We start from the raw sequence: 21,599 nt of genomic DNA, 5'->3' as shown, positions 1-21,599 counted from the left end.
GCGGGTAAGATTCCCTAGGAATATTAGTAATCCGGCTCACAGTATCCAGCGCAGTGTACGGGCCACACCCAACGCCAGAAGGTATTTTTCATGGTTGACACTGCACACCTCAGCACCGACCTTGCCGCGGAACTCCGGGCCGATGTCCGCCGCGTCTCCACACTTCTCGGAGAATCGCTGGTCCGCCAGCACGGCCCGGAGCTGCTGCAGCTTGTGGAGCAGGTGCGTCTGCTCACCAAGGAATCCAAGGAAGCCGCCCGGGGCGGGGCTGACGCCACCGGCCCGTGGAGCGCGCATGACGTCGTCGCCCAGGTCCGGGAGCTGCTCGCCTCATTGCCGCTTGAGGAAGCCACTGAGCTGGTCCGCGCCTTCGCCTTCTATTTCCACCTCGCCAACGCCGCCGAGCAAGTGCACCGCGTCCGCGGACTGCGCACACGCCAGGAAAAGGACGGCTGGTTGGCCAAAGCCGTGGCCGAGATCGCAGATGAGGCGGGAACCCAGGCCCTGCAGGACGTTGTCAATGAGCTGGACGTTCGCCCCATTTTCACTGCGCACCCCACCGAGGCTTCCCGCCGTTCGGTGCTGGACAAGATCCGCAAGCTCTCGGACGTGCTGGCCGAGTCCACCCTTGAGGGCACGGCTGCCCGCCGTCGCCAGGACCGCCAGCTCGCCGAGATCATCGACCAGATGTGGCAGACGGACGAACTGCGCCAAGTCCGTCCCACCCCGGTGGACGAGGCCCGTAACGCCATCTACTACCTGAGCAGCATCCTGACCGACGCCATGCCGGAAATGCTCACGGACCTTACCGAACTGCTGGGCGAGCACGGCGTGATCCTGCCCGCGCAGAACGCCCCCATCCGCTTCGGTTCCTGGATCGGCGGAGACCGCGACGGCAACCCGAACGTCACCGCCTCCGTCACCCGCGAAATCCTGCAGCTTCAGAACCAGCATGCCGTGCGGATCTGCATCTCGATGATCGACGAACTTATTTCAGTCCTCTCCAACTCCACCGCATTGGTGGGTGCCGAAGAAGACCTCCTGGACTCGATCGCCGTCGACCTCAAGAACCTGCCTGGCTTGGACAAGCGCATCCTTGAGCTGAACGCGCAGGAGCCGTACCGCCTCAAACTGACGTGCATCAAGGCCAAGCTCATCAATACCGGCCGCCGCGTCACTGCGTCCAATTACCACGAAGCCGGCCGCGACTACGCCTCAACCTCGGAGCTGTTGGCCGAACTCGAGCTGTTGGAAGCCTCGCTGCGCAAGCACTCGGCTGCGCTCGTAGCCGACGGCGCCCTGGCCCGTGTCCGCCGCGCGATCGCCTCCTTCGGGCTGCACCTGGCGACCCTCGACATCCGTGAGCATGCCGACTACCACCACGACGCCGTCGGGCAGCTGGTGGATAGGCTCGGCGTCGGCACTCCCTACGGGGAGTTGAGCCGCGCAGAACGCTTCGAGCGGCTGAGCGCGGAGCTGGCTTCGCGCCGCCCGCTCTCCGGCCACCCCATCAAGCTCGACGGCGACGGCGACCGCACCTACGACGTCTTCCGCAGCATCCGCCACGCCCTCCAGACTTACGGGCCGGACGTCGTCGAAACCTACATCATCTCCATGACGCGCGGCGCGGACGACGTCCTGGCCGCCGCGGTGCTGGCCCGCGAAGCCGGGCTGATCGACCTCTTCGGCGCGGCTCCCTACGCCAAGATCGGCTTCGCCCCGCTCCTGGAAACCGTGGAAGAGCTGCGTGCCTCGGCCGAAATCGTGGACCTGCTGCTCTCGGATCCCTCTTATCGCGAGCTCGTCCGGCTGCGTGGGGATGTCCAGGAGATCATGCTCGGCTACTCGGACTCCAACAAGGAGTCCGGCGTGATGACCAGCCAGTGGGAGATCCACAAAACCCAGCGCAAGTTGCGCGACGTCGCCGCCAAACACGGCGTGAACGTCCGGTTGTTCCATGGCCGCGGCGGTTCTGTGGGCCGTGGCGGCGGACCCACTTACGACGCCATCATGGCCCAGCCGAACGGCGTGCTCGAAGGGGCCATCAAGTTCACCGAGCAAGGCGAAGTCATCTCGGACAAGTACTCCCTGCCGGAGCTAGCCCGCGAAAACCTGGAACTCTCCCTGGCCGCCGTGATGCAGGGTTCCGCGCTGCACCGCACCCCGCGCACCTCCGACGACGAGCGCGAACGCTACGGCCAGGTCATGGAAATCATTTCCGATGCCGCGTTTGCCCAGTACCGGACACTGATTGACGATCCGGACCTGCCCGCGTACTTCCTGGCCTCGACGCCGGTGGAGCAGCTCGGATCCCTGAACATAGGCTCGCGGCCCTCCAAGCGCCCCGATTCCGGGGCAGGACTGGGTGGTCTTCGGGCCATCCCGTGGGTCTTCGGTTGGACGCAGTCGCGGCAGATCGTGCCAGGCTGGTTCGGCGTGGGATCCGGCCTCAAGGCCGCCCGCGAGGCAGGCAACACGGCCGAGCTCGCGGAGATGATGGAGCGTTGGCACTTCTTCCAGTCCGTGATCTCCAACGTGGAGATGACGCTGGCCAAGACGGATATGGACATCGCGGGGCACTATGTGTCCTCCTTGGTTCCGGAAGAGCTGCACCACCTCTTCAAGGCGATCCGCGCTGAGTACGATCTCACGGTTGCCGAGGTGGAGCTCCTGAGCGGCGAGACCGAGCTCCTGGAAGCCCAGCCGACACTTAGGCGCTCCCTCGAAATCCGCGACCAGTACCTCGACCCCATCAGCTACCTGCAGGTGGAGTTGTTGCGCCGCGTCCGCGAAGCCTCCATTTCCGGCGCCGAGATCGACGAACGCCTCCAGCGGGCCATGCTCATCACCGTCAACGGTGTCGCCGCCGGCCTCCGCAACACCGGCTAGCCGGTCCCTTCCCCGACGCTCGCTCGCTTATGTGGGCGCTTTCGGGCACCCTCCTGCAGATCATCTGCAGGAGGGTGCCGCCGTTTGGGCTCATACGTGAGCGAGCGTTGGGTTCCCGGGACGCTCGCTCACTTATGTGGGCGCTTTTCGGGACGCTCGCTCAGATCAAGTGCGTGCGTTTAGGGTTGAGGGATGCCTTCGTTCCAGACCAAGCTGAAGATCACCGGCCTCAAACCAGGCAATCCGCCGGAGTCGGTGATGGCCGCTGCGCTTGAGGCCTTGGAAACGCGGCACCATGTCGAATCCAATCAGCTGGACATTGTTGGTGGCGTCGCACAGATCAGCCTTCGCTTCCTCGTGGAGCCGCGCGACTATCCAGGTGAGAACAGCGAGGCCCGCGCGTCGGCAGCCATGATGCGCGACGCCGTCGAACGCGTAGCGCTCACAGGGAACCTTTACGTGCTGCGCCGCAAGCGGGGGAAATGGTCGCCGATCTGAGTCCGACGGCGGTAGCGCCTAAAGATGCGGCGGCTCGCCCGGCTCGTCCACCGGTGAGCGGTCGCCCCGTTTGCGCGTGACGATCACGCCCACGACGATGCCGATCAGCAGTCCCACGCCGACGCCGATCAGGGAGCTTGCCCAGAACGGAAGCTTCGTCGTCGAGCCCGCAAAGTAACCCAGTCCGGTTTGCCACGCCGCCCACAACAGCCCGCCCAAGCCGGCGCAGAGGCTGAACCCGCGCGAGGAAACATCGGCGATTCCCGCAGCTGCCGACGCCGCGAGCCGCCCTCCCAGGATGAACCGGCCGCCGATGATCGCGCCGTACGTGGAGGAGCGGCCGGCCTTGGCGATGGCCTGATGGATGCCGCGGTGGATTTTGCGGCCCCAAGCCCAGCGGTCCAAGACATGTCCCAGCCGGCGCTTGAAGAGCTGGAAAACGAGGATGTCGCCCAGCCAGGACGCGCCGGCGGCCAACAAGCCCAACAGCCACGGGTTGACCCGTCCCTCAGCCGCGAGCGCGCCGCCGGTGATCACGAGCATCCCGGAGGGTATGGGTGGCAAGATCGCATTGCCCACCACCATGGGGATGATCCAGAAATAGATCGCGGCTCCCCAGCCTTCAGCGGTGGTGATGTCCATGGCCTCAAATTACCCCACTTTGGTGCATTCGCCGGAGTGCCGTGGAAGACTGGCGCCATGCGGCTCGAGATCCTGCAAGGTGACATCACCACGCGCGACGTCGACGCGATCGTCAACGCGGCCAACTCATCTTTGATGGGCGGCGGCGGAGTCGACGGCGCTATCCACCGCGCCGCCGGCCGGGAGCTCCTCGCGGCATGCATGGAAGTGCGCGAGAGGTACCCGCATGGCCTGCCGGTGGGCCAGGCCGTGGCCACTCCCGGCTTCAAATTGCCTGCCCGATGGGTGATCCACACCGTTGGTCCCAACCGGCACGCCGGCCAGGACGATCCGGAGCTTTTGGCGTCGTGTTTCCGCGAGAGCCTGAAGGTGGCAGTGTCCCTAGGAGCGCGTTCCGTTGCCTTCCCTGCGATCAGCGCGGGAGTCTACGGCTGGGACGCGCGCGAGGTCGCCACTGTAGCGCTCGACGTCGTCGGCCGGTTCGGCGTCGAAAGCTCCAGTGGGCTGGAACTCGTGGAATTTGTGCTGTTCAGCGCCGAGACGGCAGGCGTGTTTCGGAGCGTGTTCGGGCCCTGACTGGGTCCGGGAACCGATGGTTTCCGTAGGTCATTGTCGCTGCCAGACGCCCGTCCTAAGATCAAAAAACAGGGTCCCGGCTCTCCCTGTCGGGGCCGAGTTTAGGGAGGTACGTGATGTTGATCGAAGAAGTTCGGCAGCTGGATGAACGGGGCATGGCGGCCTGGGACCAGCACAATGCCGACGACTTTGCTGGCATGTTCGCGGATGATTTCACGCTGTCCGACGTATCGCTGCGCGAGGCCCTGCACTCGACGGACCAGGTGCGGCAGTACATGGAGACATGGTTCACCGCATTTCCTGATATGCACGTCCGCAGCATCAACCGCGTGGTAACTGAGGACGCCGTAGCCGCCGAAGTCGAATTCACCGGAACGAATACCGGCCCCCTCGTGGTTGGAGGCATGGAAGTGCCTGCAACTGGAAAGAGCGTCAAGGGCACCGGTACCTACTTTGTATCAGTCCGGGACGGCAAGATTACCTCGTTCAGCGCGCACCCCGATGTCGCCGGAATGATGGTTCAACTCGGCATGATGCCGGGGGCATAGTCACTCGTATTCACTTTGGGCCCCGTTGCCGCGCTGCCAGGGAAGCGTCAGGCGGGGCCCTCTTCAAGAACAGTCTTCAGCTGTCCAAGCTGTCCGACTTCCGATTCCATGGTCTTGGTGATCATGGATCCCATGAGTTTCATGAAGCCCTTGGGATGGAGATCCAAGGCAAATCGCACTGTGGTGCGGCCGTCGGTTTCGTCCAGGGTGAAGGAACCAGCCGGACGGGCAGGGCCGGCAATCACCTGGAAATCGAGGCGCTTGCCCGGCTGGGCTGTGACGATTTCGTAATCGCCGTCGATCGAACGGCCGCCGGGGCCTGCCATGGTCTGGGAGTACACGGCACCCAGTGCGCCTGGTTCGCCGCTCGCCAGGGCAACAGTCTTGACGGCCGGACGCCAGAGCTTGTTGTTCAGCCCGTCCGCCAAGAAGGCGTAGACGTCGTTTGCGGGGCGGTTGATCGAGACTTCGTTTTCAGCGTGGGCCACGGGGTTCCTTTCGCGAGATCGAACACCGCCCGCGGTTGCCGGGCCGGCAAGATTGAGCTTATACGCCCGGCGCGCTCTGGGTGCGGAACATACCTTGGTTTCGGCGCCGCACCGGGTGTCCACCCCGACCCTCGATCACATATGCGGGTGCTTGGCCGGACGCTCCTGCAGATATGCCGCCCATGCGGTCGGCCCTCCTGCAGATATGACCCCAAGATGGACATGTCCCTAATTTCAGGTGAGCGAGCGTTGGGGGGAAGGGCGCCGGAGGTGAGCGAGCGTTGGGGGAAGGGCGCCGGAGGTGAGCGAGCGTTGGGGATTGGGCCCTCATACCTGAGCGAGCGTTGGGGGAATGGGCGCCGTCAGGCCGGGCGGGCTTCGCTTAACTCGAGGCCGCTTCGGTATTCCATGGCTTGCTTGCTGATGGGATCCACGAAGCGGATGCCGCGGGCCAGCAATTGCAGGGGCTTGGAGTAGTCGTCCGGGGCCTTGTCCAGGAGCTCGGGGTAGAACGCGTCGTTCACGATTCCCAGTCCGAGCGAAGCCATGTGCACCCGAAGCTGGTGGGTCTTTCCGGTGTGGGGCTCGAGCCTGTACAGCGCACGGCGAGCTGTGCCGCCGTCGTGAGTGCCGCCGTCGAACGTCCTCAGCAGCTCAATGCGGGTATCCGCGTTAGGTTCGCCGTCGATGACTTCGGCGAGAAGGTAGCTGCGGGATTTGGTCATGCGGTTGCGCACGACGGCGGGGAACACGACCGCGGGAAAGCCTGCGGCGGGTGCCGCGGCCGAGACGCACTCGTACTCCTTTTGCACCTGCCGTTTTTCGAAGAGCACCTGGTACTTGCCGCGGGTCTCCGGGTTAGTGGAGAGCAGTAGGACGCCGGCGGTCATGCGGTCGAGGCGGTGCATCGGGATGAGGTCTGGCAGGTCCAGTTGGTTCCGGAGCCGGACGAGCGCGGATTCCTGGATGTAGGTCCCGCCCGGGGTGGTCGGCAGGAAGTGGGGCTTGTCCACCACCAAGAGATGCTCGTCCTGGTGCAGGATGTCGATCTCCACGGGCATGCGCGTCTCCGGCGGGAGCGTGCGGTAGTACCAAATGAAGGTGTGTTCTTCGAGGGGAGTCTGGCGGTCAAGGGGTGCGCCACCCTCGCCGACGATTTCACCGGCGTCGAACCTGTCCTCGATGCCTTGAGGATCGATGTGACCCCAGCGGTGCATCATGTAGTCCATCGCGGTGTCCCAAGGCCCCCCGTCCGGGAGGCGCAGACGGGTGGCGTTGACGCCGTCGCGCACTGGAAGGGGGGATTGCATCACCGGTCCATTCTACCGGGGCGCTAGGTGCGGACACTTGCGACCGCCGACGACAAAAAAGTTCTTGACAAGAAAAGTTGTCGGTTGGCAAAATGGAAGCATGTTGGACATCGAAGTGATCGAGGATCCCGCCGCGGCGGAAGCGTCGCTGGACCCGATCCGCACCCGCATTCTTCAGGAGCTGGCCGAGCCCGGTTCCGCTACGCAGCTGTCGGTCAAGGTGGGCCTGCCCCGGCAGAAGGTCAACTACCACCTCAAGGCCCTGGAACGTCATGGGCTCGTCGAGCTTGTGGAGGAACGGAAGAAGGGCAACGTCACCGAACGCGTTTTGCGCGCGACGGCGGCGTCGTACCTGATCTCGCCAGCGGCACTCGCGTCTGTGGCGCCGGATCCTGGACGCTTCTCGGACCGCTTTTCCGCCTTCTGGCTCCTGGCACTCGCGGCCCGGACGGTCCAGGAGATGGGCAAGCTGATAGCGGGTGCCGCCGCGGCCAAGAAGAAGCTTGCGAGCTTCGCGATCGACGGCGAAATCACCTTCCGTTCGGCGTCGGACCGCGCCGCTTTTGCCGAGGAGCTCGGCGTCGCGGTGACCCGGCTCGTGGACAAATACCACGACGGCGGAGCTTCCGCAGCGGCGGGCGGCGCACGCAAGCACCGCCTCGTCGTCGTACTTCATCCCGCACTCAAGACAAACACGCAGCACTCTCCAGAAAAGGAACAGGACAATGACTGACAACCGTGAATTCGAAATCGTGGCCGACACCGAACTGCCCGGCACTCCTGAAAGGGTCTGGCAGGCTGTCACCCAGGACACCCCGGCGTGGATGTTCCCCACCGATGAATGGCCGGCCGTGAAAACCGTGGACGAATACCCCAGCCACCTTGTGACCCGGATGGACGGGCCGGACGGCTGGTTCAACCAGCTGGAGCACGTCTTGGAACCGCTCGACGGCGGCCGGGCCAAACTGCACTATGTCCACAGCGGCATCTTCGCGGACAGCTGGGAAGAACAGTACGACGGCGCCAGCAAGCACACCGAGTTCTACCTGCACACCCTAGGCCAGTACCTGCAGTTCTTCGACGGCAAGCCCGTGGTCTTCACGGACATCCAGGGCCCGGCGGCCTCGCAGACCTCCGACGGGTTCGTGCAGCTGAAGAAGGCACTCGGCGTGGACGGCGTTGCGCAGGGTTCCGCTGTTGAGGTGGACGTCGACGGCGTGGGGCGGCTGAGCGTGGAAGTTGACTTCTCGAACCAGCACTTCCTGGGCCTGCGCACGGCCGACACGCTGTACCGCTTCTTCGGACGCAACTCCTTCGGCGCCCCCGTGGGCATGACCGTGCACGATTTCAGCGGCAACGGCGACTCCGAACTGACCGGCAAGGCCTGGGGTGGGTTCTTGGAGAAGCTGTACGCGTAAAGCCTGCGACGCGGAAAACGCTGGCCGACGCGCAGGTGGTCTGGCGACCCGGGAACTCCGGTGTCGCCAGGGCCACCTGCGCATCGCATGGCAATTCGGGCGTCGGCGAATGAACCCGGCTCAGGCTGCCCAGCCGCGCGCCACCGCATCCAACGCAGCGGCGTAGATCCCTTCCCAATCGGTTCCGGAGTCATTCATGTTTGCCAATTCCAGGCTCACGAGTCCGTGGACCTGTCCCCAGATGGACATGGCGATCGTTGCGGCATCATCGCGGCGAAGAGTTCCTGCTTCCTGTGCGGCGTTCACTGCTTCCAGGAGCGGAAGCATGGATTCCGAGGCGACGGCCGGCGTCGGGCTGCAGTCCACGTAGGCAGCAAGGGCCCCGCCAAACATGAGCCGATACAGGGCTGGGTGGTCCAGTGCCCAGGTGCGGTAGGCGAGGCCTAGGCCTCGGAGCCCACCGCTTTCGGCGGACCGTTGCGAGTCGCCGAAGGAGCGGAATCCGTCGTCGACGGCGGCCGACAGCAACTGGGCTTTCCCGCCGAAAAGTGAGTAGATCGCGGTGGTCGAGGTCTGGGCAGTTGCCGCAACGTCTCGCAGTGTTACCCGCGCGGGGCCATCCCGGTCCACGAGTTCGGCTGTTACTTGAAGAAGCCGCTCCCGGACGAAGTGGTCATGAACGATGGGTCTTGCCATGTCTTCAAGTGTTTCATAACATTGTTTCGTAACAACGTTATGAAACTCAAAAAAGCGGAACTTGAGGCACGGTTCCCAGACCGAAGGATTCACATGGCACAGGAAGTCTTCCCGGGCCGCTTCACGGCGGACGCTGGGCGCGAATCAGTGACCGTTTTCCTCATCGGAATGCGGGCCAACCGTTGGTGGAAGATCGGCAAACTGGCTCGCGTGGCGTCGGCCATGCCCATCATGCTGCGCCATCTGGCAACACATCCCGAGTCCGGAATGCTCGGCTGCGAACAGTGGTTCGGGCGCACGACCATGCTGCTCAGCTACTGGGAGAGCCCGGAGCACCTGAGGCGCTTCGCGGCGGACAAGGATTCGCCGCACTTGGGGCCGTGGCGGCGTTTCATGAAGGAAGTCTCGGGCAGTGGTGACATAGGCGTGTGGCACGAAACCTATCAAGTGCCGGCGTCGGGAATCGAGGTGGTCTACAACGGCATGCCGCAGTTTGGCCTTGCCAAGGCCACCTCGCATGTTCCGGTCGGTCCGGGCAGCAACACCGCCAAGCAGCGCATGGGCGCCGGGCAACCCAACTGACTCGCACTTAATGTCGTTTTGAGTCGTTTTGAGCCCTCATAACGACAACAAATGCGAGTCAGTTGGGGGGCGGGTAGCGCGCTAAGCGACCGCGGCTGCTTCCTTGGGCGCCTTCAAGGTCCTCCGGAGCTGCGGCGAGGCATCGAGCCTGGCCTGGGCGTCCCGCAGTGCCAGCACGGCCGTCTCGAGCTGGGGCGGCGCCAGGGTGTATGGGACGCGCATGAAGTGCTCGAAGGCCCCGCCCACACCGAAACGCGGCCCGGCCGCCAGTCGCAACCCGAAATCCGGGGCGACGACGGTGAGCGCAGTACTTGACGCAGTCGGCAGCCTGCACCATGCCGTCAGCCCGCCTCGCGGCCGTTCGACGTGCCAATCGGGCAGGTGTTCGGCGAGAAGCCCAAGGAGCGTTTCCCGGTTCCGTCGCAATTCCTCAAGCCTGGCGTCCAGCGGCTCGGTGAAGTCGCGGACCAGCCGCGCCGCGGCCAATTGTTCGACGACGGGTCCGCCCAAATCCATCGTGGTTCGGGTTTGCACAAAGCGGCTGATCAGGTCTTCCTGGGCGCGGATCCACCCGGTCCTGAGCCCGGCCCAATGCGACTTGCTGAGCGAACCGATGGTCACCACCGCTGAACTGAAGGCGGCGAGCGGGGAGGTGGTGACGGCGTCGAGGTTCAGCTCCCGTAGCGTCTCGTCCACCACCAGTACAGTGCCCGTACCTGCCGCCTCGCGGACCAGGCGGCGGCGCTGGAGGTTGGACATGATCCGTCCTGTGGGGTTGTGGAAGTCCGGCACAAGGTAGGCCATGGCCGGGCGTTGGTGGCGCATCGCTGCCACCATGCCCTCGATATCCCAGCCGCCCGAGGCCGGATCACCGCCCGACGTCGGCTCCGCGGGCGGCATCGGGACCGGCACCGTGCGCGAGCCCGAAGCGCGGATGGCATCGAGCGCGTTGGGGTAACTGGGATGCTCGACGAGTACTTTCTGCTGCCGCCCGGCCAGGGTTTTCAGGATGATGTTCAGCGCGTGCTGAGCGCCGGAGGTCACCAGAATCTGCGCGGCCGTGGTGGGGATACCGGCCGCCGTGTAGCGCTCTGCGATGGCGTCCCGGAGGGGCGGAAGGCCGACGGCGTCGTAACCGAAACTCGGCAACAGCGCAGGGAGATCAACCAACGCATCGGCAAAAGCCCGGTGCACCACCTCGCCTGTTGCCGGAAGCGAGGCGTAGGCAAGGTCAAGAATCCCATCCGGGACGGCCAGCCCCGGTCCGCTGACGGGAACCGTCCGGTGCGGAATGCCCGTCCGGCCCCTGCTGCCCTGCCCACCGCTGAGGAACCCTTGCTCGCGCAGGCTCGCGTAGGCCGCAGTGACGGTGGTCCGGCTGACACCCAGAGTGACCGCAAGTGCGCGCTCGCTCGGCAGCGCGACGTCCAGTGGGATGCGCCCGTCCATCACCAAAAGGCGTACGACGTCGGCAAGCTCGCGATAGGCAGGAGCGGCGCCAGTGTTCCACTGGCCTAGGAGACGCACCATGGCTGTGGGGTTCAGGGATCCGGGCATAAGACCAGTATTGCAAACTGGCTATGGAAAGCAATGCCAGTTTTCGGGAGCATGGGTTCATGATGACCCACAGAATCACCCAACTCCTGATCGGCCTCGCAATGTACGGGGTTTCCCTGGCCATGTTCATCCGGGCAGGCCTTGGCCTGGACCCTTGGGATGTGTTCCACCAAGGCGTCGCGGGAAAGATCGGGTGGAGCATCGGCACCGTGGTGGTGGTTGTCAGCTTCCTCGTGCTGCTCCTTTGGATCCCGCTGCGGCAGATGCCCGGTTTCGGAACCCTCGCCAACGCCGTGCTGGTGGGTGTCTTCGCGGACGTCGGCCTGGCCCTGATCCCGGCCTTCTCGCATTTTGGTGGGCAGATCGCCATGCTCGCCGGTGCCGTGGTCCTCAACGCCATCGCCTCTGCTTGCTACATCGGTGCTCGGCTCGGCCCGGGTGCCCGCGACGGACTCATGACGGGGCTTGCCCGCCGCACGGGCTGGTCGGTGCGCTTGTCCCGGACCTTGATCGAGGTTGTTGTGCTCGGTGTGGGCTGGCTGCTTGGCGGATCCGTCGGCGTGGGAACTGTTGTCTACGCCTTGGCGATTGGTCCTCTAGTGCAGCTGCTTTTGCCCCTCTTCACGGTCCCGGAGAAGGCTTCCCAGCTTGCCCGGGAGGAGGCGCTCGCCGAGCCGTGACGCGGATTCTTCCTGGCGACACACAAAATACCTGACGCCTCCGGAATTCCTGCAGCGCCAGGGAATTCCTGCGTCGCCAGACGAGTCGGGCAGCGTCAAGGAGCGGGCTGGCACTTCGAACAGAAGTAGATGTCCCGGTCTTCCAACCCCGACGCCGGTCCCAGCATGTCGCGGCGAATGGGCGTATCGCAGCGAAGACACGGCTTGTGCTCGCGGCGGTATACCCAATACCCGGGACGCAGGGCTCGCGGGCCACGCGTCGTCCGAGGTCCAGGTCCCAGGTTGGCCTCGAGCAGGACTTTGGCTTCCCGGAGCATCCTCGCAAGATCCAGGACAGCCGATACGGGCGCGGCAGGATGCACCCCGGCCAGGAAACACGCTTCGCAGCGGTAGATATTGCCGATGCCGGCGAGGTTCCTCTGGTCCAACAGCGCGATACCGATCGGTGTGTCCGGCGCGGCCCGCAGCCGACGGACAGCCTCTTCAGCATCCCAATCCGGCCCCAGTAGATCCGGCCCAAGATGCCCCACCGCGCGGGACTCGTCCGGCGTCGCGATCACTTCCAGGATTCCCAACGAGAAGCCGACGACGTCGGCAGTCGCCGTGCGGAGGACGCACCTGGCCATGTGGCCGGGTTTCCTCCAGCGGCCGCCGGGAGCATAGACCTGCCAGCTTCCCTCCATTTTCAAGTGCGAATGGATGGTCAGGGCCCGGGGCCGTCCGGCCGCTGCCGAACCAGCCTCGGTGCTCCCGGCCCGTACCGATCCCGGCATGGCCGGCGCGGCCTCTTGGGCGGCTCCGGCGTCCGCCGTCCCGGCCCCGTCCGGCGAAGCCTCCGCAGGCCCCAGCAAGCGCATGAGCAAATGTTTTCCCCGCGGCACTACCTCGGACACGGTCCATCCGGCCAGGTTCAGCGTGGCGAATCTGGGTACCCGGAAGTCCGAGGAAACGAGGGTCTGGCCCCCAAGGGCCTTGTGCAGCTCCGCGGCGGCCCGCCAGATCGAGTCGCCCTCAGGCACGGATCCCCACCTCAGGCACGGATCCTCAATCCCTTGGGCGTGGAGTACGCCCCGGCAACCGCAAGCGCATAGGCCACGGGAGTGTCCAGGAGGTCGTGGCCGTTGACTTTCTCCATGATCAATTTGTCCACGGCGCCCCGACGCACTACGCCAACCAGGGCAGCAGCGGCAGCCGCCAGGACGGCGTCGTCACTGCTGAAGGCAAGTAGGGTCTTCCCACCGCGCTCAACGTACAGAATCAGGGCGCCGTCGACCATTACCACCAGGGCTCCGGCTTTCCGTCCCGGACGGTGACCCGACCCGGCGTCAACGGCCAATGCGGGCCACGGGAGGGCCGCGCCGTACGGGTTGGCGGGATCCGTAGCGGCAAGGGCCAAGGCGACAGGCTCGGCTTTGGCGAGTTGGGCATCTTCCGTGAAGGACCGGAGGCGGTCCACCGTGGCGGGAACGGCAAACTGGGCGGCTCCGAGGTGCTCGATGAAGTAGCCACGGCGGCACCGGCCGGCTTCCTCCAGGCGGGCCAAGACCTTGTACATCAGGCCGAATCCGCCCACGATGTTCTCCACCATCACAGATCCGCGGGTCACAACGCCATATCTATCGAGGAGCAGTTCGGCGGTACCGCGTGCATGGATGGTGGGGTCGAGCTCGGGAGCTGGCAACGCGGACCAGCGGCCAACAGCCAGCGGGGGAGTGGGTGCCGCTCCGGTGACTGAGCCATAGCGTCCTCCCGTGAGCCCGGGCGATCCCATCAGACCCGTGCCGTGCGAACGGCCGAGCCTGCTCATCCGCAGGGACCTGGCACGCGGCGGCCGGGCGGGCTGCTTGTGCGCGGTACGGCCCCCGGCAATCATCGCGCGGACGGGGGCGAACGTGTCACCTGTGATGCGGCCGGCCCAGACGAGATCCCACAGGGCAGACACCACTGCGTCGTCGCTGAGCACTGCATCCATGCCGCCGGCAACTTCGGTGAGCTGCCTGAAGAAGTAGGCACCCCCACCAGTCTGAAGATGCTCCAAGAGGCGGAGCTGGGCGTCGCCGGGCTCGAATTCAGGGTCCGGGTTGAGGGTCAGCTCCGCAGCTTCGGCCACGTGGAGGCTGATCCAACCGTCGTTCCCAGGCAACGATCCGGCACCGGACCACAAGACTTCACCTGCGGCCATGAGTTCATCCAACATGGCTGGCTGGTAGTCGGAGATCCGGCTGGCCAGCACCAGGGGCTCCCACGCCGACGCCGGAACGGGCACGCCGGAGAGCTGGTCGATGGCCGTCATGATGCCGTCCAGCCCACGCAGCGCCGGGCCGCCACGGGAGCGGCCGACAGAGGGCACGGACACGTTTTGCCAGGCGGGGAGGAAACGGCCGTACGCAGCAGCGTCCACCGGTTCCACTTCGGCGCGCAGCGCGGCCAAGGAACGACGCCGGAGCTTGCGTAGCACCTCCGAGTCGCACCACTCGCTGCCCGGGAGAACAGTGGGCACCTCCGGCGCCACCGCCGCCTCGGGCGACGCAGGTGCCTCACCGGGAACCGCGTCCGGCATGCTGGGGTGCGGGCGGAACTCCCCTTCCACCACCCTGCCATCCGCTGCCAAGCGTTTCAGGGCAGTGCTTACGACGGCGACACCGAGTCCCAGCCTCGTCGCAGCTTCCTCGGCCGTGAAGGGGCCATGGGTCCGTGCGTAACGGGAGACGAGATCGCCGAGCGGGTCATGGACGGGTTCGATGAAGGCGAGCGGCACTCCCATGGGCAGCGGAACGCCGATGGCATCCCGGAGCCGGGCCGCATCCTCGATGGCCGCGAATCGTTCAACGCCGCTGAGGGTCACGGTGAGGGCGCGGTTGGCCTTCCGCAACGCAGCCAGATGCGATCCGGCGGCTAGATGCAGCGCGGGCAGATCCGGGGAACCATCCGGGTAGGCTTCCACTCCTTCGGGCTGCAAACGGGCAGCCACTTCTTCGACGCTCAGTGGGCCCAGCAGGCGCAGCAAGTCCGCGACGCCTTCCATGCCACGGACTTGCCGGTCCGCTGCCAGCCGCTGGAGCTCGAGTTCGGTGGCCTCAATGACTTTGGCGTCCAGGAGTTCGCGCAGTTCGACCCTGCCCAGGAGCTCATTCAGGAGTGTGGAGTCGAGGGCCAAAGCTGCGGCCCGGCGTTCGGCGAGCGGTGAATCGCCCTCGTAGAGATACTGCGCCACGTAGCCAAAGAGCAGTGATTTGGCGAAGGGGGAGGGCTGCTGGGTAGTGGTCTGTACTAAGCGCAGTTCGCGGCGCTCGATCGAAGCAGCAATGTCTTTCAAAGCGGGGAGGTCGTAGACGTCCTGCAAGCACTCGCGCACGGTTTCGAGAACGATGGGAAAGGAAGGGTATTTTTTGGCGACGTCCAGCAATTGCGCTGAGCGTTGCCGTTGCTGCCAGAGCGGTTGCCTTTTCGCCGGATTCTGCCTCGGCAGCAACAATGCGCGGGCAGCGCATTCACGGAAGCGCGAGGCGAACAGGGCGCTGCCGCCAACCTCCGCCGTCACGATCTGCTCGAGTTCCTCCGGGTCAAAGAGGAACAGCTCCGCTCCGGGAGGTTCGTCTTCCATCATCGGCACGCGCAGTACGATGCCGTCGTCGGCGGCCATCGCGGAGCCGTCAAGCCCGTAGCGCTGCTGGAGCCGCTGCCCGACGGCGAGGGCCCACGGTGCATGGACAGGCATGCCGAAGGGGCTGTGCAGCACCACCCGCCAGTCGCCGAGTTCGTCATGGAACCGTTCGACCACGAGCGTCCGGTCATTGGGGACTACTTCCGTGGCCTGCTTTTGCTCATTCAGATACTGCAGCAGGTTGCCGGCGGCGAAGTCGTCCAGGCCGCTTGCCTTGCAGCGTTCCAGGGCGGGCCCTTGGTCCGAAGCGGAGAGCTCGCGCACGAATGCACCCAGCGCGCGCCCGAGGTCCACCGGACGGCCCAGGGAATCGCCCTTCCAGAAGGGAAGTTTTCCGGGCTGGCCGAAGGCGGGCGAGACGAGGACGCGGTCGTGCGTGATGTCCTCGATCTTCCAGCTGGTGGCACCCAAGGCGAAGATGTCCCCGACGCGTGATTCGTAAACCATTTCTTCGTCGAGCTCGCCGACGCGCCGGCCGCCTTTGGCAGCGCGCGACGCCGGACTGGGCTCCTGCGCGGACGGTTCCGGAGCGCCGCTAGCTGAAGGAGCGCCGCCAGCAGAAGGAGTGCCGCCAGCGCCAGGACCAGAGCCTTCCGTGCCGATGATGTAGACGCCGAAGAGTCCCCGGTCCGGGATGGTTCCGCCGGAGGTCACGGCAAGGCGCTGTGCTCCTGGCCGGCCTTCGATGGTGCCGGCGTTGCGGTCCCATACGATGCGCGGCCGGAGCTCGGCGAATTCGTCCGAGGGATAACGGCCGGCCAGAAGGTCCAAGGTGGCTTCGAAAGCGGAGCGGGGCAGGGTGGCGAAGGGGGCGGAGCGGCGCACGGTGGCGAACCAGTCCTCAACCTCGATGCTACCCAGCGCTGTGGCGGCGACGGTTTGTTGGGCCAGGATATCCAAGGGGTTGGCGGGAACATGCAGGCGTTCGATCTGGCCGCTCAGCATGCGTTCCACGGTGATGGCGGTGTGGACGAGGTCTGCCCTGTGTTTGGGGAAGAGCACGCCTTCGGAGATCTCACCGACCTGGTGGCCGGCGCGGCCTACCCGCTGCAGCCCGCTGGCCACCGACGGCGGCGACTCGACCTGGACTACCAAGTCCACCGCACCCATGTCGATGCCGAGCTCCAAGGATGACGTCGCCACAACACAACGCAGCCGGCCGGATTTGAGGTCGTCCTCGATGAGTGCCCGCTGGTCCTTGGACACTGAGCCGTGGTGTGCCCGGGCCAGGACCGGATCGGCGCCACTGGTGCTTCCGGCTTGGGCCATCATGTGCGCGGGAGTCGCCGTCGAGGCCGGCAGCCCCGAGGCCGGCAGCCCCGAGGACGGCAGCCCCGAAGACGGAAGACCGGGGGATGGCGCCCCAAAATCAGGCGGGACCGAGTCCGCCACGAAATCCGCCGCAGCGGAAAACACATCCACTGCCATGAGTTGGCGCTCCGCGTAGATCTCGTTGAGCCGGGCGGTGAGGCGCTCCGCGAGGCGCCGGGAGTTCGCGAAGACAATGGTTGACTGCTTGGACAGGACAAGATCAACGATCTTCTCCTCAACATGCGGCCAAATGGACGCTTGAGGTTGCAGCCCGGAGGCGGGTCCCGAGTCGAAGGCGCCGGCCGCTCCCGCCAGATCCGACATGTCCTCCACAGGGACGTTGACGCTGAGGTTCCAGTTCTTGCGCGACGGCGGTGCGACGATTTCCACGGGAGCCGAGCCCGCGAGGAACTGCGCCACGAGTTCGCGCGGCTCCACGGTGGCCGAGAGCCCGATCCGCTGGGCAGGTTTGGGCAGCAATGCATCGAGCCGCTCCAATGACACCGCGAGGTGCGCGCCGCGCTTGGTGCCGGCAACTGCGTGAACTTCGTCCACAATCACGGTGTCCACCTCGCTGAGCGTCTCCCGGGCCTTCGATGTCAGCATCAGGAACAGGGATTCGGGCGTGGTGATGAGGATGTCCGGCGGGTGGCTGAGCAGCGCGCGTCGGTCCGCCGTCGTCGTATCCCCGGAGCGGACGCCGACGCTGACCAGTGGAGCCGGCAACCCGAGCCGTTTCGCGGTTTGCGTGATGCCGATCAGCGGCGAGCGGAGGTTGCGTTCGACGTCGACGCCGAGAGCCTTGAGCGGGGAGATGTACAGGACGCGGGTCTTGCGTTTGGGGGCTTTGGCCCGAGCCCGGCCGGGTGCGTCCGCAAGTCCCGGAAGCGCATCAGCAGGTGCGTCCGGGGACGGGGCTTCCGGCGAGACTGACAAGAGCCGGTCAAGGGCCCACAGGAAGGCTGCGAGCGTCTTACCGGAACCGGTGGGTGCCACCACAAGGGCATGCGAGCCGGACGAGATGGCCTTCCACGCGCCGTCCTGGGCAGGTGTGGGCGCGGCGAAAGCACCCAGGAACCACTCCCGTGTGGCGCGGCTGAAGCGGTCCATGGCTGTGTGGCCTGAACCGCCCTGTAGCTCCCGCTCCTGCATTCCTCCATCATGCCTCACGGCACCGAAGCAATAAGGAACAGCGCAGGATAAGGTTCAGGAGCTAAACCGCCGGGCCGCACTAGACCCCCGCTACCCCGCCTGGAAAGCCTGAACGCTCAAGAGGTTGATCGCGGCGTTGCTGCAGGCCTGGTGTTGCTGCGGGATGAACACCGAGGCGGTGTCCTCGGGTGGGTAGACGCGGAAACCTGCGGCCGCAACCTGGGTGCAGTCCGGGTAGTTGCCTGCCTGGGTGTAGCGGAGTTGGGCGAAGCCGGCCTTCCCGGGGGCGAGGACCACTTCCGCAACCGGCTGGGTGTCGTCGCGCGCGGCGGCTGAGCCGATCGGATCGCCGGTGGGTCCGGCCGTGAGGGAGACGCCCGGGAACCCCTTCAGCACACAGGATTCGGTGCCCGAATTAGTGAGGATGAGCTTCATGTAGAGGCTGCCTGCCGCGCCGCCGCCGGTGGAATCGACAGAAGGTGTCAGCAAGGCGGCCTTGCAGAGAGGGACCCCGGATGCCATCGTCCCGGTGCTTGATGGCGTGGAACTGCCACTAGCGCTGGGAGCACTCGACGCGGACATCGAAGGAGAAGAAGCCGAACCGCTCGGCGTGCCGGTGCTTTGACCCTGGGCCTGGACTTGGAAACAGCCGGAGAGCAGGAATACCGAGGCTGCTGCCATCGTGAGCAGGAGACCGTTCTTGACTCGCATATTCGTCATGCGCACAGCATTTCGTCGTCATATGCCCGAGTCAACTACGGCGCGGCAACGGCGGCGGATTGGCGCCCGGATCGTAATGTTCCGGACGCCAACCAGCGGAGTCGTTACTTGGACGCCGAAGCCTTGGTGGAACGGCTGCGGAAGAATGCTGCGCCACCAAGCCCCAGCCCCGCCGCGCCGGCGATCAGGCCGGCCCAGCTGCGCGCCTGCGAACCGTCGTCGGACACGGAAGCTGCTTGCACTGTGGAGATTGAAGCAGCCATATGACCGTCACCCGCAGCGGCATCCGCTGCTGTGACGGCCACCGATGGCGCCGGAGCCTTCAGCGAGTGCGGGTCCTGGCCGTCCTTGGGGATTTCAGCCCAGTTTGTCTGCCCCTGCTCGCAGTTTTGGAGAGTAGGGAAGTAGAGGGTCTTGCCAGCGGTGTCGGGCAGCTTCACGGATAAGACCAGGGCATCGCGCTGGTGCGGGTCCAACGGGGTTTTGGCCGTGTAGACGATCTGGCTGGTCCGCTTGGTGATGGAGGTGCCGTCGGCCAGCTTCTTTGGCTCGGGCAGCGTCTGCGTGACCTTCTCGATGGTCCAGTTCGGGTTCACCGTGGGCGTCGCGTCCGTCAGTTCTTCCGGCAGGTTGATGGTCACCTTGGCGGTGCCAGAAGTGTCGCAGCCGTGCGGGACGCCGAAGGTCAGTAGGGCGTAGGAGTTGGCCGTGGTCTTGTCCGGGTTGATCGAGACATGTGCCGAGGCGCCTGCGAGGCCGGCCATCATCAATGCGGCGGTGCCGCCGGCGATTGCCGTGCCAGAGAGGGTACGGCGGAGTGAGGACTTTTTCATGGTGGTGCCTTTCAATGGGCGCGCGAAAGCGCCAAAGTACGGGGATGTGCCCGTCACCAGTTGAAGGCGGCGCCGGGCGGAGTCAGGAGAGTACGACGACGGCGGGCGGGCCGCGTCTGCTGTCTTGCCTGAGGTTCCGCCATGGGCGGGGGATGAATACGGCGGGTGCGCTGAACGCAACAGCTGCGCTGCCGGCGTCGGGCCTGAAGACCAGGCGGATGAGTTGGAGAAGGGGCCGGAGCCACGCCGCGAGCTGCCACAGCGCTTGCTCGCCCCTCGCCAAAAGGAATGCCGAGGCGGCAGTAGCGAGGGCGTGGCCACCCAGCATCAACCAGCTCAGGGGAGTGTCGAGTTCGTGCAGATGCATTGTTCCGGCGCCAAGAGCCGGTGCAAGGTGCTCCACCCCCATGTGGTGCGCCGGTGAGCCCGGAGCCGCGACGGCGAGCGGGCCGAATGCGGTGAACGCCTCGTGCAGGGCCAGCTGCCCGGCCCCCAGGAGCGCGGCGACGGAAAGGAAGCCGAGCTTGAACCGGGTGGCCAACGTGGTGATGAGACCAGTCAAGGCAAGGACGGCGAGCAAGACCGGGGCCACGGGAAGCTCACCACCGGCGAGGACGTGGGCCCCTGCCGCAAGGGCCACAATGGCGACAGCAAGAGCGCCCGAACGGATGGCGTGGAAGGGCGTCCGGGCATGCGATCCGCGCACGGGTCCTCCCTCGGTAGCGTTCCAGCGGATGGTGGACCGGTCAGATCCGGCCAGTCAACCCCGCAATTCTACCGGTGGTTCGTGGCCGGACCGCCCTCGGACGGCTTGCCTGCCGGCCCTTTGCCGGCCGGACCCGCGCCCGCGCCTTGCTCCCAGGCCGCCTCCGAGAAGCTGCGGGCCGCCCGTGAGCCCGCGATTGTGCTTGCCGCAATGCTGATGAGCGCCCCCAGGATCATGGCCGCGGCTTCTCCCGGTTCAAGCAGATGCAGTTGGGAGCCGATGGTGGCGGCGGCAACCGGCACACCCAGCTGGGAGGCTGCCAGCACCGCGAGCGGCAACGGCTGGCCGAAGACCCGCAGGCTTCCATGCACCAGCAGGGTTCCCAAGCCGAGGCAGATCCCGAGGAGAATCATCCGCGGGCTCCCCGCGAGGGTACGCAGGTCAAGCGACGCACCCAGCCAGACGAAGAACACCGGCCCCAAGAAACCGTCGCTAACAGCGAAGAGTTGGTGCGCAAGGCGCCGAGGCTCGCCCACAGCCGAGACCACAAGGCCGAACGAGAACCCGGCCAGCATGATGGACACGTGGCCCAGGACCGCCAGCCCGGAAAGGGCGAAGAGCAGCGCCAATTGGATCCGCAGCTCCAGGGCGAACTTCCGGTCTTCGGACACGTCATGCAGCCGTCCGCGGTTACCGCTGTTCTCCAGCCAGCGAAGCACGAAGAACAAAACCGCCGCGCACGCGGCGACGACGGCAGCCCCGACGGCCGCCCTCGGCGCATTGGGCGGGTCAACGGCGAGCGGAAGCGCCACAATGCAAGCGATGTCCGCCACCGCAACCTGCGCCGTCGTCGTGAGGACCTTCGGCCCTGTCAGACGAAGCGAATCGACGATCGGCAGTACCAGCGCTGCGGAGGAGGAAGCGAGCAGAACGATATAAAGGGGGGCATGTCCGGTGCCGAAGGCAAAAGCGATGACGACTCCGACGACGGCGGCCAGCACCGCGGCGATGCCGGCGCGCAGGGCGCCGCCACCCAGTGCGGGACGGATGGCTTTATCCCGCACGGGGACATGCGTTCCGGCAACGAACATGATGAGGGCGAACCCGACGTCGGCCACAAAGGTGAATGTGGGATCCGAGGAGTCCACCAGCTCGAGACCCGTGCGTCCGATGACGATGCCTGCCAGCAACTGTCCGAGTACAACGGGAATGTGCCATTTCCGGGGCAGCGCCAGCAACGGCCCGAGGAGCGCGACCGCGGCGATCAGCGAAAGCTGAAAGAACGACACACGTTCCTCCTTCTACCGCCTTTGCGGTTGGTATGCGGTG

General features: G+C 65.7%; 19 protein-coding genes. 8 read left to right on the top strand and 11 right to left on the bottom strand.

Annotated features, from left to right (window positions below):
- The first annotated feature begins 90 nt into the window (after nt 1–90).
- The gene (gene ppc / locus AC3ANQ_RS20300) at nt 91–2,889 is read left to right on the top strand and encodes a phosphoenolpyruvate carboxylase (protein WP_488302696.1); all 2,799 of its coding nucleotides are present in this window, start codon (nt 91–93) and stop codon (nt 2,887–2,889) included.
- Nucleotides 2,890–3,081: 192 nt separating this feature from the next.
- Entirely contained in the window at nt 3,082–3,387 is a 306-nt protein-coding gene (locus tag AC3ANQ_RS20295) for a hypothetical protein (protein ID WP_268025417.1), read from the top strand.
- 18 nt (nt 3,388–3,405) lie between these two features.
- On the opposite strand, the gene AC3ANQ_RS20290 is transcribed toward AC3ANQ_RS20295, so the two are convergent.
- Entirely contained in the window at nt 3,406–4,029 is a 624-nt protein-coding gene (locus tag AC3ANQ_RS20290; RefSeq protein ID WP_488302695.1) for a DedA family protein, read from the bottom strand.
- A 57-nt stretch (nt 4,030–4,086) separates the two neighbouring features.
- On the opposite strand from AC3ANQ_RS20290, the gene AC3ANQ_RS20285 reads away from it, so the two are divergent.
- Nucleotides 4,087–4,605 (top strand): O-acetyl-ADP-ribose deacetylase, encoded by a 519-nt coding sequence (locus AC3ANQ_RS20285; protein ID WP_488302694.1) that lies wholly within the window; start codon nt 4,087–4,089, stop codon nt 4,603–4,605.
- Between the two features lie 116 nt (nt 4,606–4,721).
- Nucleotides 4,722–5,153 carry an ester cyclase gene (locus AC3ANQ_RS20280; protein WP_488302693.1) on the top strand — a complete coding sequence of 144 codons (432 nt, stop codon included), beginning with the start codon at nt 4,722–4,724 and terminating at the stop codon, nt 5,151–5,153.
- A 47-nt stretch (nt 5,154–5,200) separates the two neighbouring features.
- Here the strand turns inward: AC3ANQ_RS20280 and AC3ANQ_RS20275 are convergent, their stop codons facing one another.
- Both AC3ANQ_RS20275 and AC3ANQ_RS20270 read right to left on the bottom strand, forming a co-directional pair.
- Nucleotides 5,201–5,641, bottom strand: a complete 441-nt coding sequence (locus AC3ANQ_RS20275) for an SRPBCC family protein (RefSeq protein ID WP_488302692.1) — start codon at nt 5,639–5,641, stop codon at nt 5,201–5,203.
- A gap of 362 nt (nt 5,642–6,003) precedes the next feature.
- Nucleotides 6,004–6,951, bottom strand: a complete 948-nt coding sequence (locus AC3ANQ_RS20270) for an RluA family pseudouridine synthase (RefSeq protein WP_488305383.1) — start codon at nt 6,949–6,951, stop codon at nt 6,004–6,006.
- 100 nt (nt 6,952–7,051) lie between these two features.
- Between AC3ANQ_RS20270 and AC3ANQ_RS20265 the strand changes: the two genes are divergently transcribed.
- Both AC3ANQ_RS20265 and AC3ANQ_RS20260 read left to right on the top strand, forming a co-directional pair.
- Nucleotides 7,052–7,684 (top strand): ArsR/SmtB family transcription factor, encoded by a 633-nt coding sequence (locus AC3ANQ_RS20265; protein WP_488302691.1) that lies wholly within the window; start codon nt 7,052–7,054, stop codon nt 7,682–7,684.
- Nucleotides 7,677–8,369 (top strand): SRPBCC family protein, encoded by a 693-nt coding sequence (locus tag AC3ANQ_RS20260; protein ID WP_488302690.1) that lies wholly within the window; start codon nt 7,677–7,679, stop codon nt 8,367–8,369. Before AC3ANQ_RS20265 ends, AC3ANQ_RS20260 begins: the two co-directional genes overlap by 8 nt.
- A 120-nt stretch (nt 8,370–8,489) precedes the next feature.
- Here AC3ANQ_RS20260 and AC3ANQ_RS20255 read toward each other — a convergent pair whose 3' ends face one another.
- Nucleotides 8,490–9,065, bottom strand: coding sequence for a TetR-like C-terminal domain-containing protein (locus AC3ANQ_RS20255; protein WP_488302689.1), 576 nt, complete (start codon nt 9,063–9,065; stop codon nt 8,490–8,492).
- A 93-nt stretch (nt 9,066–9,158) separates the two neighbouring features.
- Between AC3ANQ_RS20255 and AC3ANQ_RS20250 the strand changes: the two genes are divergently transcribed.
- Nucleotides 9,159–9,647 (top strand): DUF4188 domain-containing protein, encoded by a 489-nt coding sequence (locus AC3ANQ_RS20250; RefSeq protein WP_488302688.1) that lies wholly within the window; start codon nt 9,159–9,161, stop codon nt 9,645–9,647.
- Nucleotides 9,648–9,728: 81 nt separating this feature from the next.
- On the opposite strand, the gene yczR is transcribed toward AC3ANQ_RS20250, so the two are convergent.
- On the bottom strand, nt 9,729–11,204 hold the full coding sequence (yczR, locus tag AC3ANQ_RS20245) for a MocR-like transcription factor YczR (protein WP_488302687.1): 1,476 nt from the start codon (nt 11,202–11,204) through the stop codon (nt 9,729–9,731).
- A 59-nt stretch (nt 11,205–11,263) separates the two neighbouring features.
- Between yczR and yczE the strand changes: the two genes are divergently transcribed.
- The gene (gene yczE / locus AC3ANQ_RS20240; RefSeq protein ID WP_488302686.1) at nt 11,264–11,884 is read left to right on the top strand and encodes a membrane protein YczE; all 621 of its coding nucleotides are present in this window, start codon (nt 11,264–11,266) and stop codon (nt 11,882–11,884) included.
- A 95-nt stretch (nt 11,885–11,979) separates the two neighbouring features.
- Here yczE and AC3ANQ_RS20235 read toward each other — a convergent pair whose 3' ends face one another.
- From AC3ANQ_RS20235 to AC3ANQ_RS20210, 6 genes are all read right to left on the bottom strand, one after another.
- Nucleotides 11,980–12,903 carry an Fpg/Nei family DNA glycosylase gene (locus tag AC3ANQ_RS20235; protein WP_488302685.1) on the bottom strand — a complete coding sequence of 308 codons (924 nt, stop codon included), beginning with the start codon at nt 12,901–12,903 and terminating at the stop codon, nt 11,980–11,982.
- An 11-nt stretch (nt 12,904–12,914) separates the two neighbouring features.
- Complete coding sequence (locus tag AC3ANQ_RS20230) at nt 12,915–18,011, bottom strand: DNA glycosylase AlkZ-like family protein (protein ID WP_488302684.1); 5,097 nt, start codon at nt 18,009–18,011, stop codon at nt 12,915–12,917.
- A gap of 90 nt (nt 18,012–18,101) precedes the next feature.
- The gene (locus AC3ANQ_RS20225) at nt 18,102–18,731 is read right to left on the bottom strand and encodes a DUF4232 domain-containing protein (protein ID WP_488302683.1); all 630 of its coding nucleotides are present in this window, start codon (nt 18,729–18,731) and stop codon (nt 18,102–18,104) included.
- 104 nt (nt 18,732–18,835) lie between these two features.
- Entirely contained in the window at nt 18,836–19,564 is a 729-nt protein-coding gene (locus AC3ANQ_RS20220) for a YcnI family copper-binding membrane protein (protein ID WP_488302682.1), read from the bottom strand.
- A gap of 82 nt (nt 19,565–19,646) precedes the next feature.
- A complete protein-coding gene (locus AC3ANQ_RS20215; protein ID WP_488302681.1) occupies nt 19,647–20,270 on the bottom strand; it encodes a hypothetical protein in 624 nt (207 codons plus the stop codon).
- A 68-nt stretch (nt 20,271–20,338) separates the two neighbouring features.
- The gene (locus AC3ANQ_RS20210; protein WP_488302680.1) at nt 20,339–21,559 is read right to left on the bottom strand and encodes a cation:proton antiporter; all 1,221 of its coding nucleotides are present in this window, start codon (nt 21,557–21,559) and stop codon (nt 20,339–20,341) included.
- Nucleotides 21,560–21,599: the final 40 nt, after the last annotated feature.

This window comes from Arthrobacter sp. DMZ02-1R (assembly GCF_057747935.1).
Note: the sequence above shows the minus strand (reverse complement) of the source record. Positions and strands in the feature narration are given on the sequence as shown.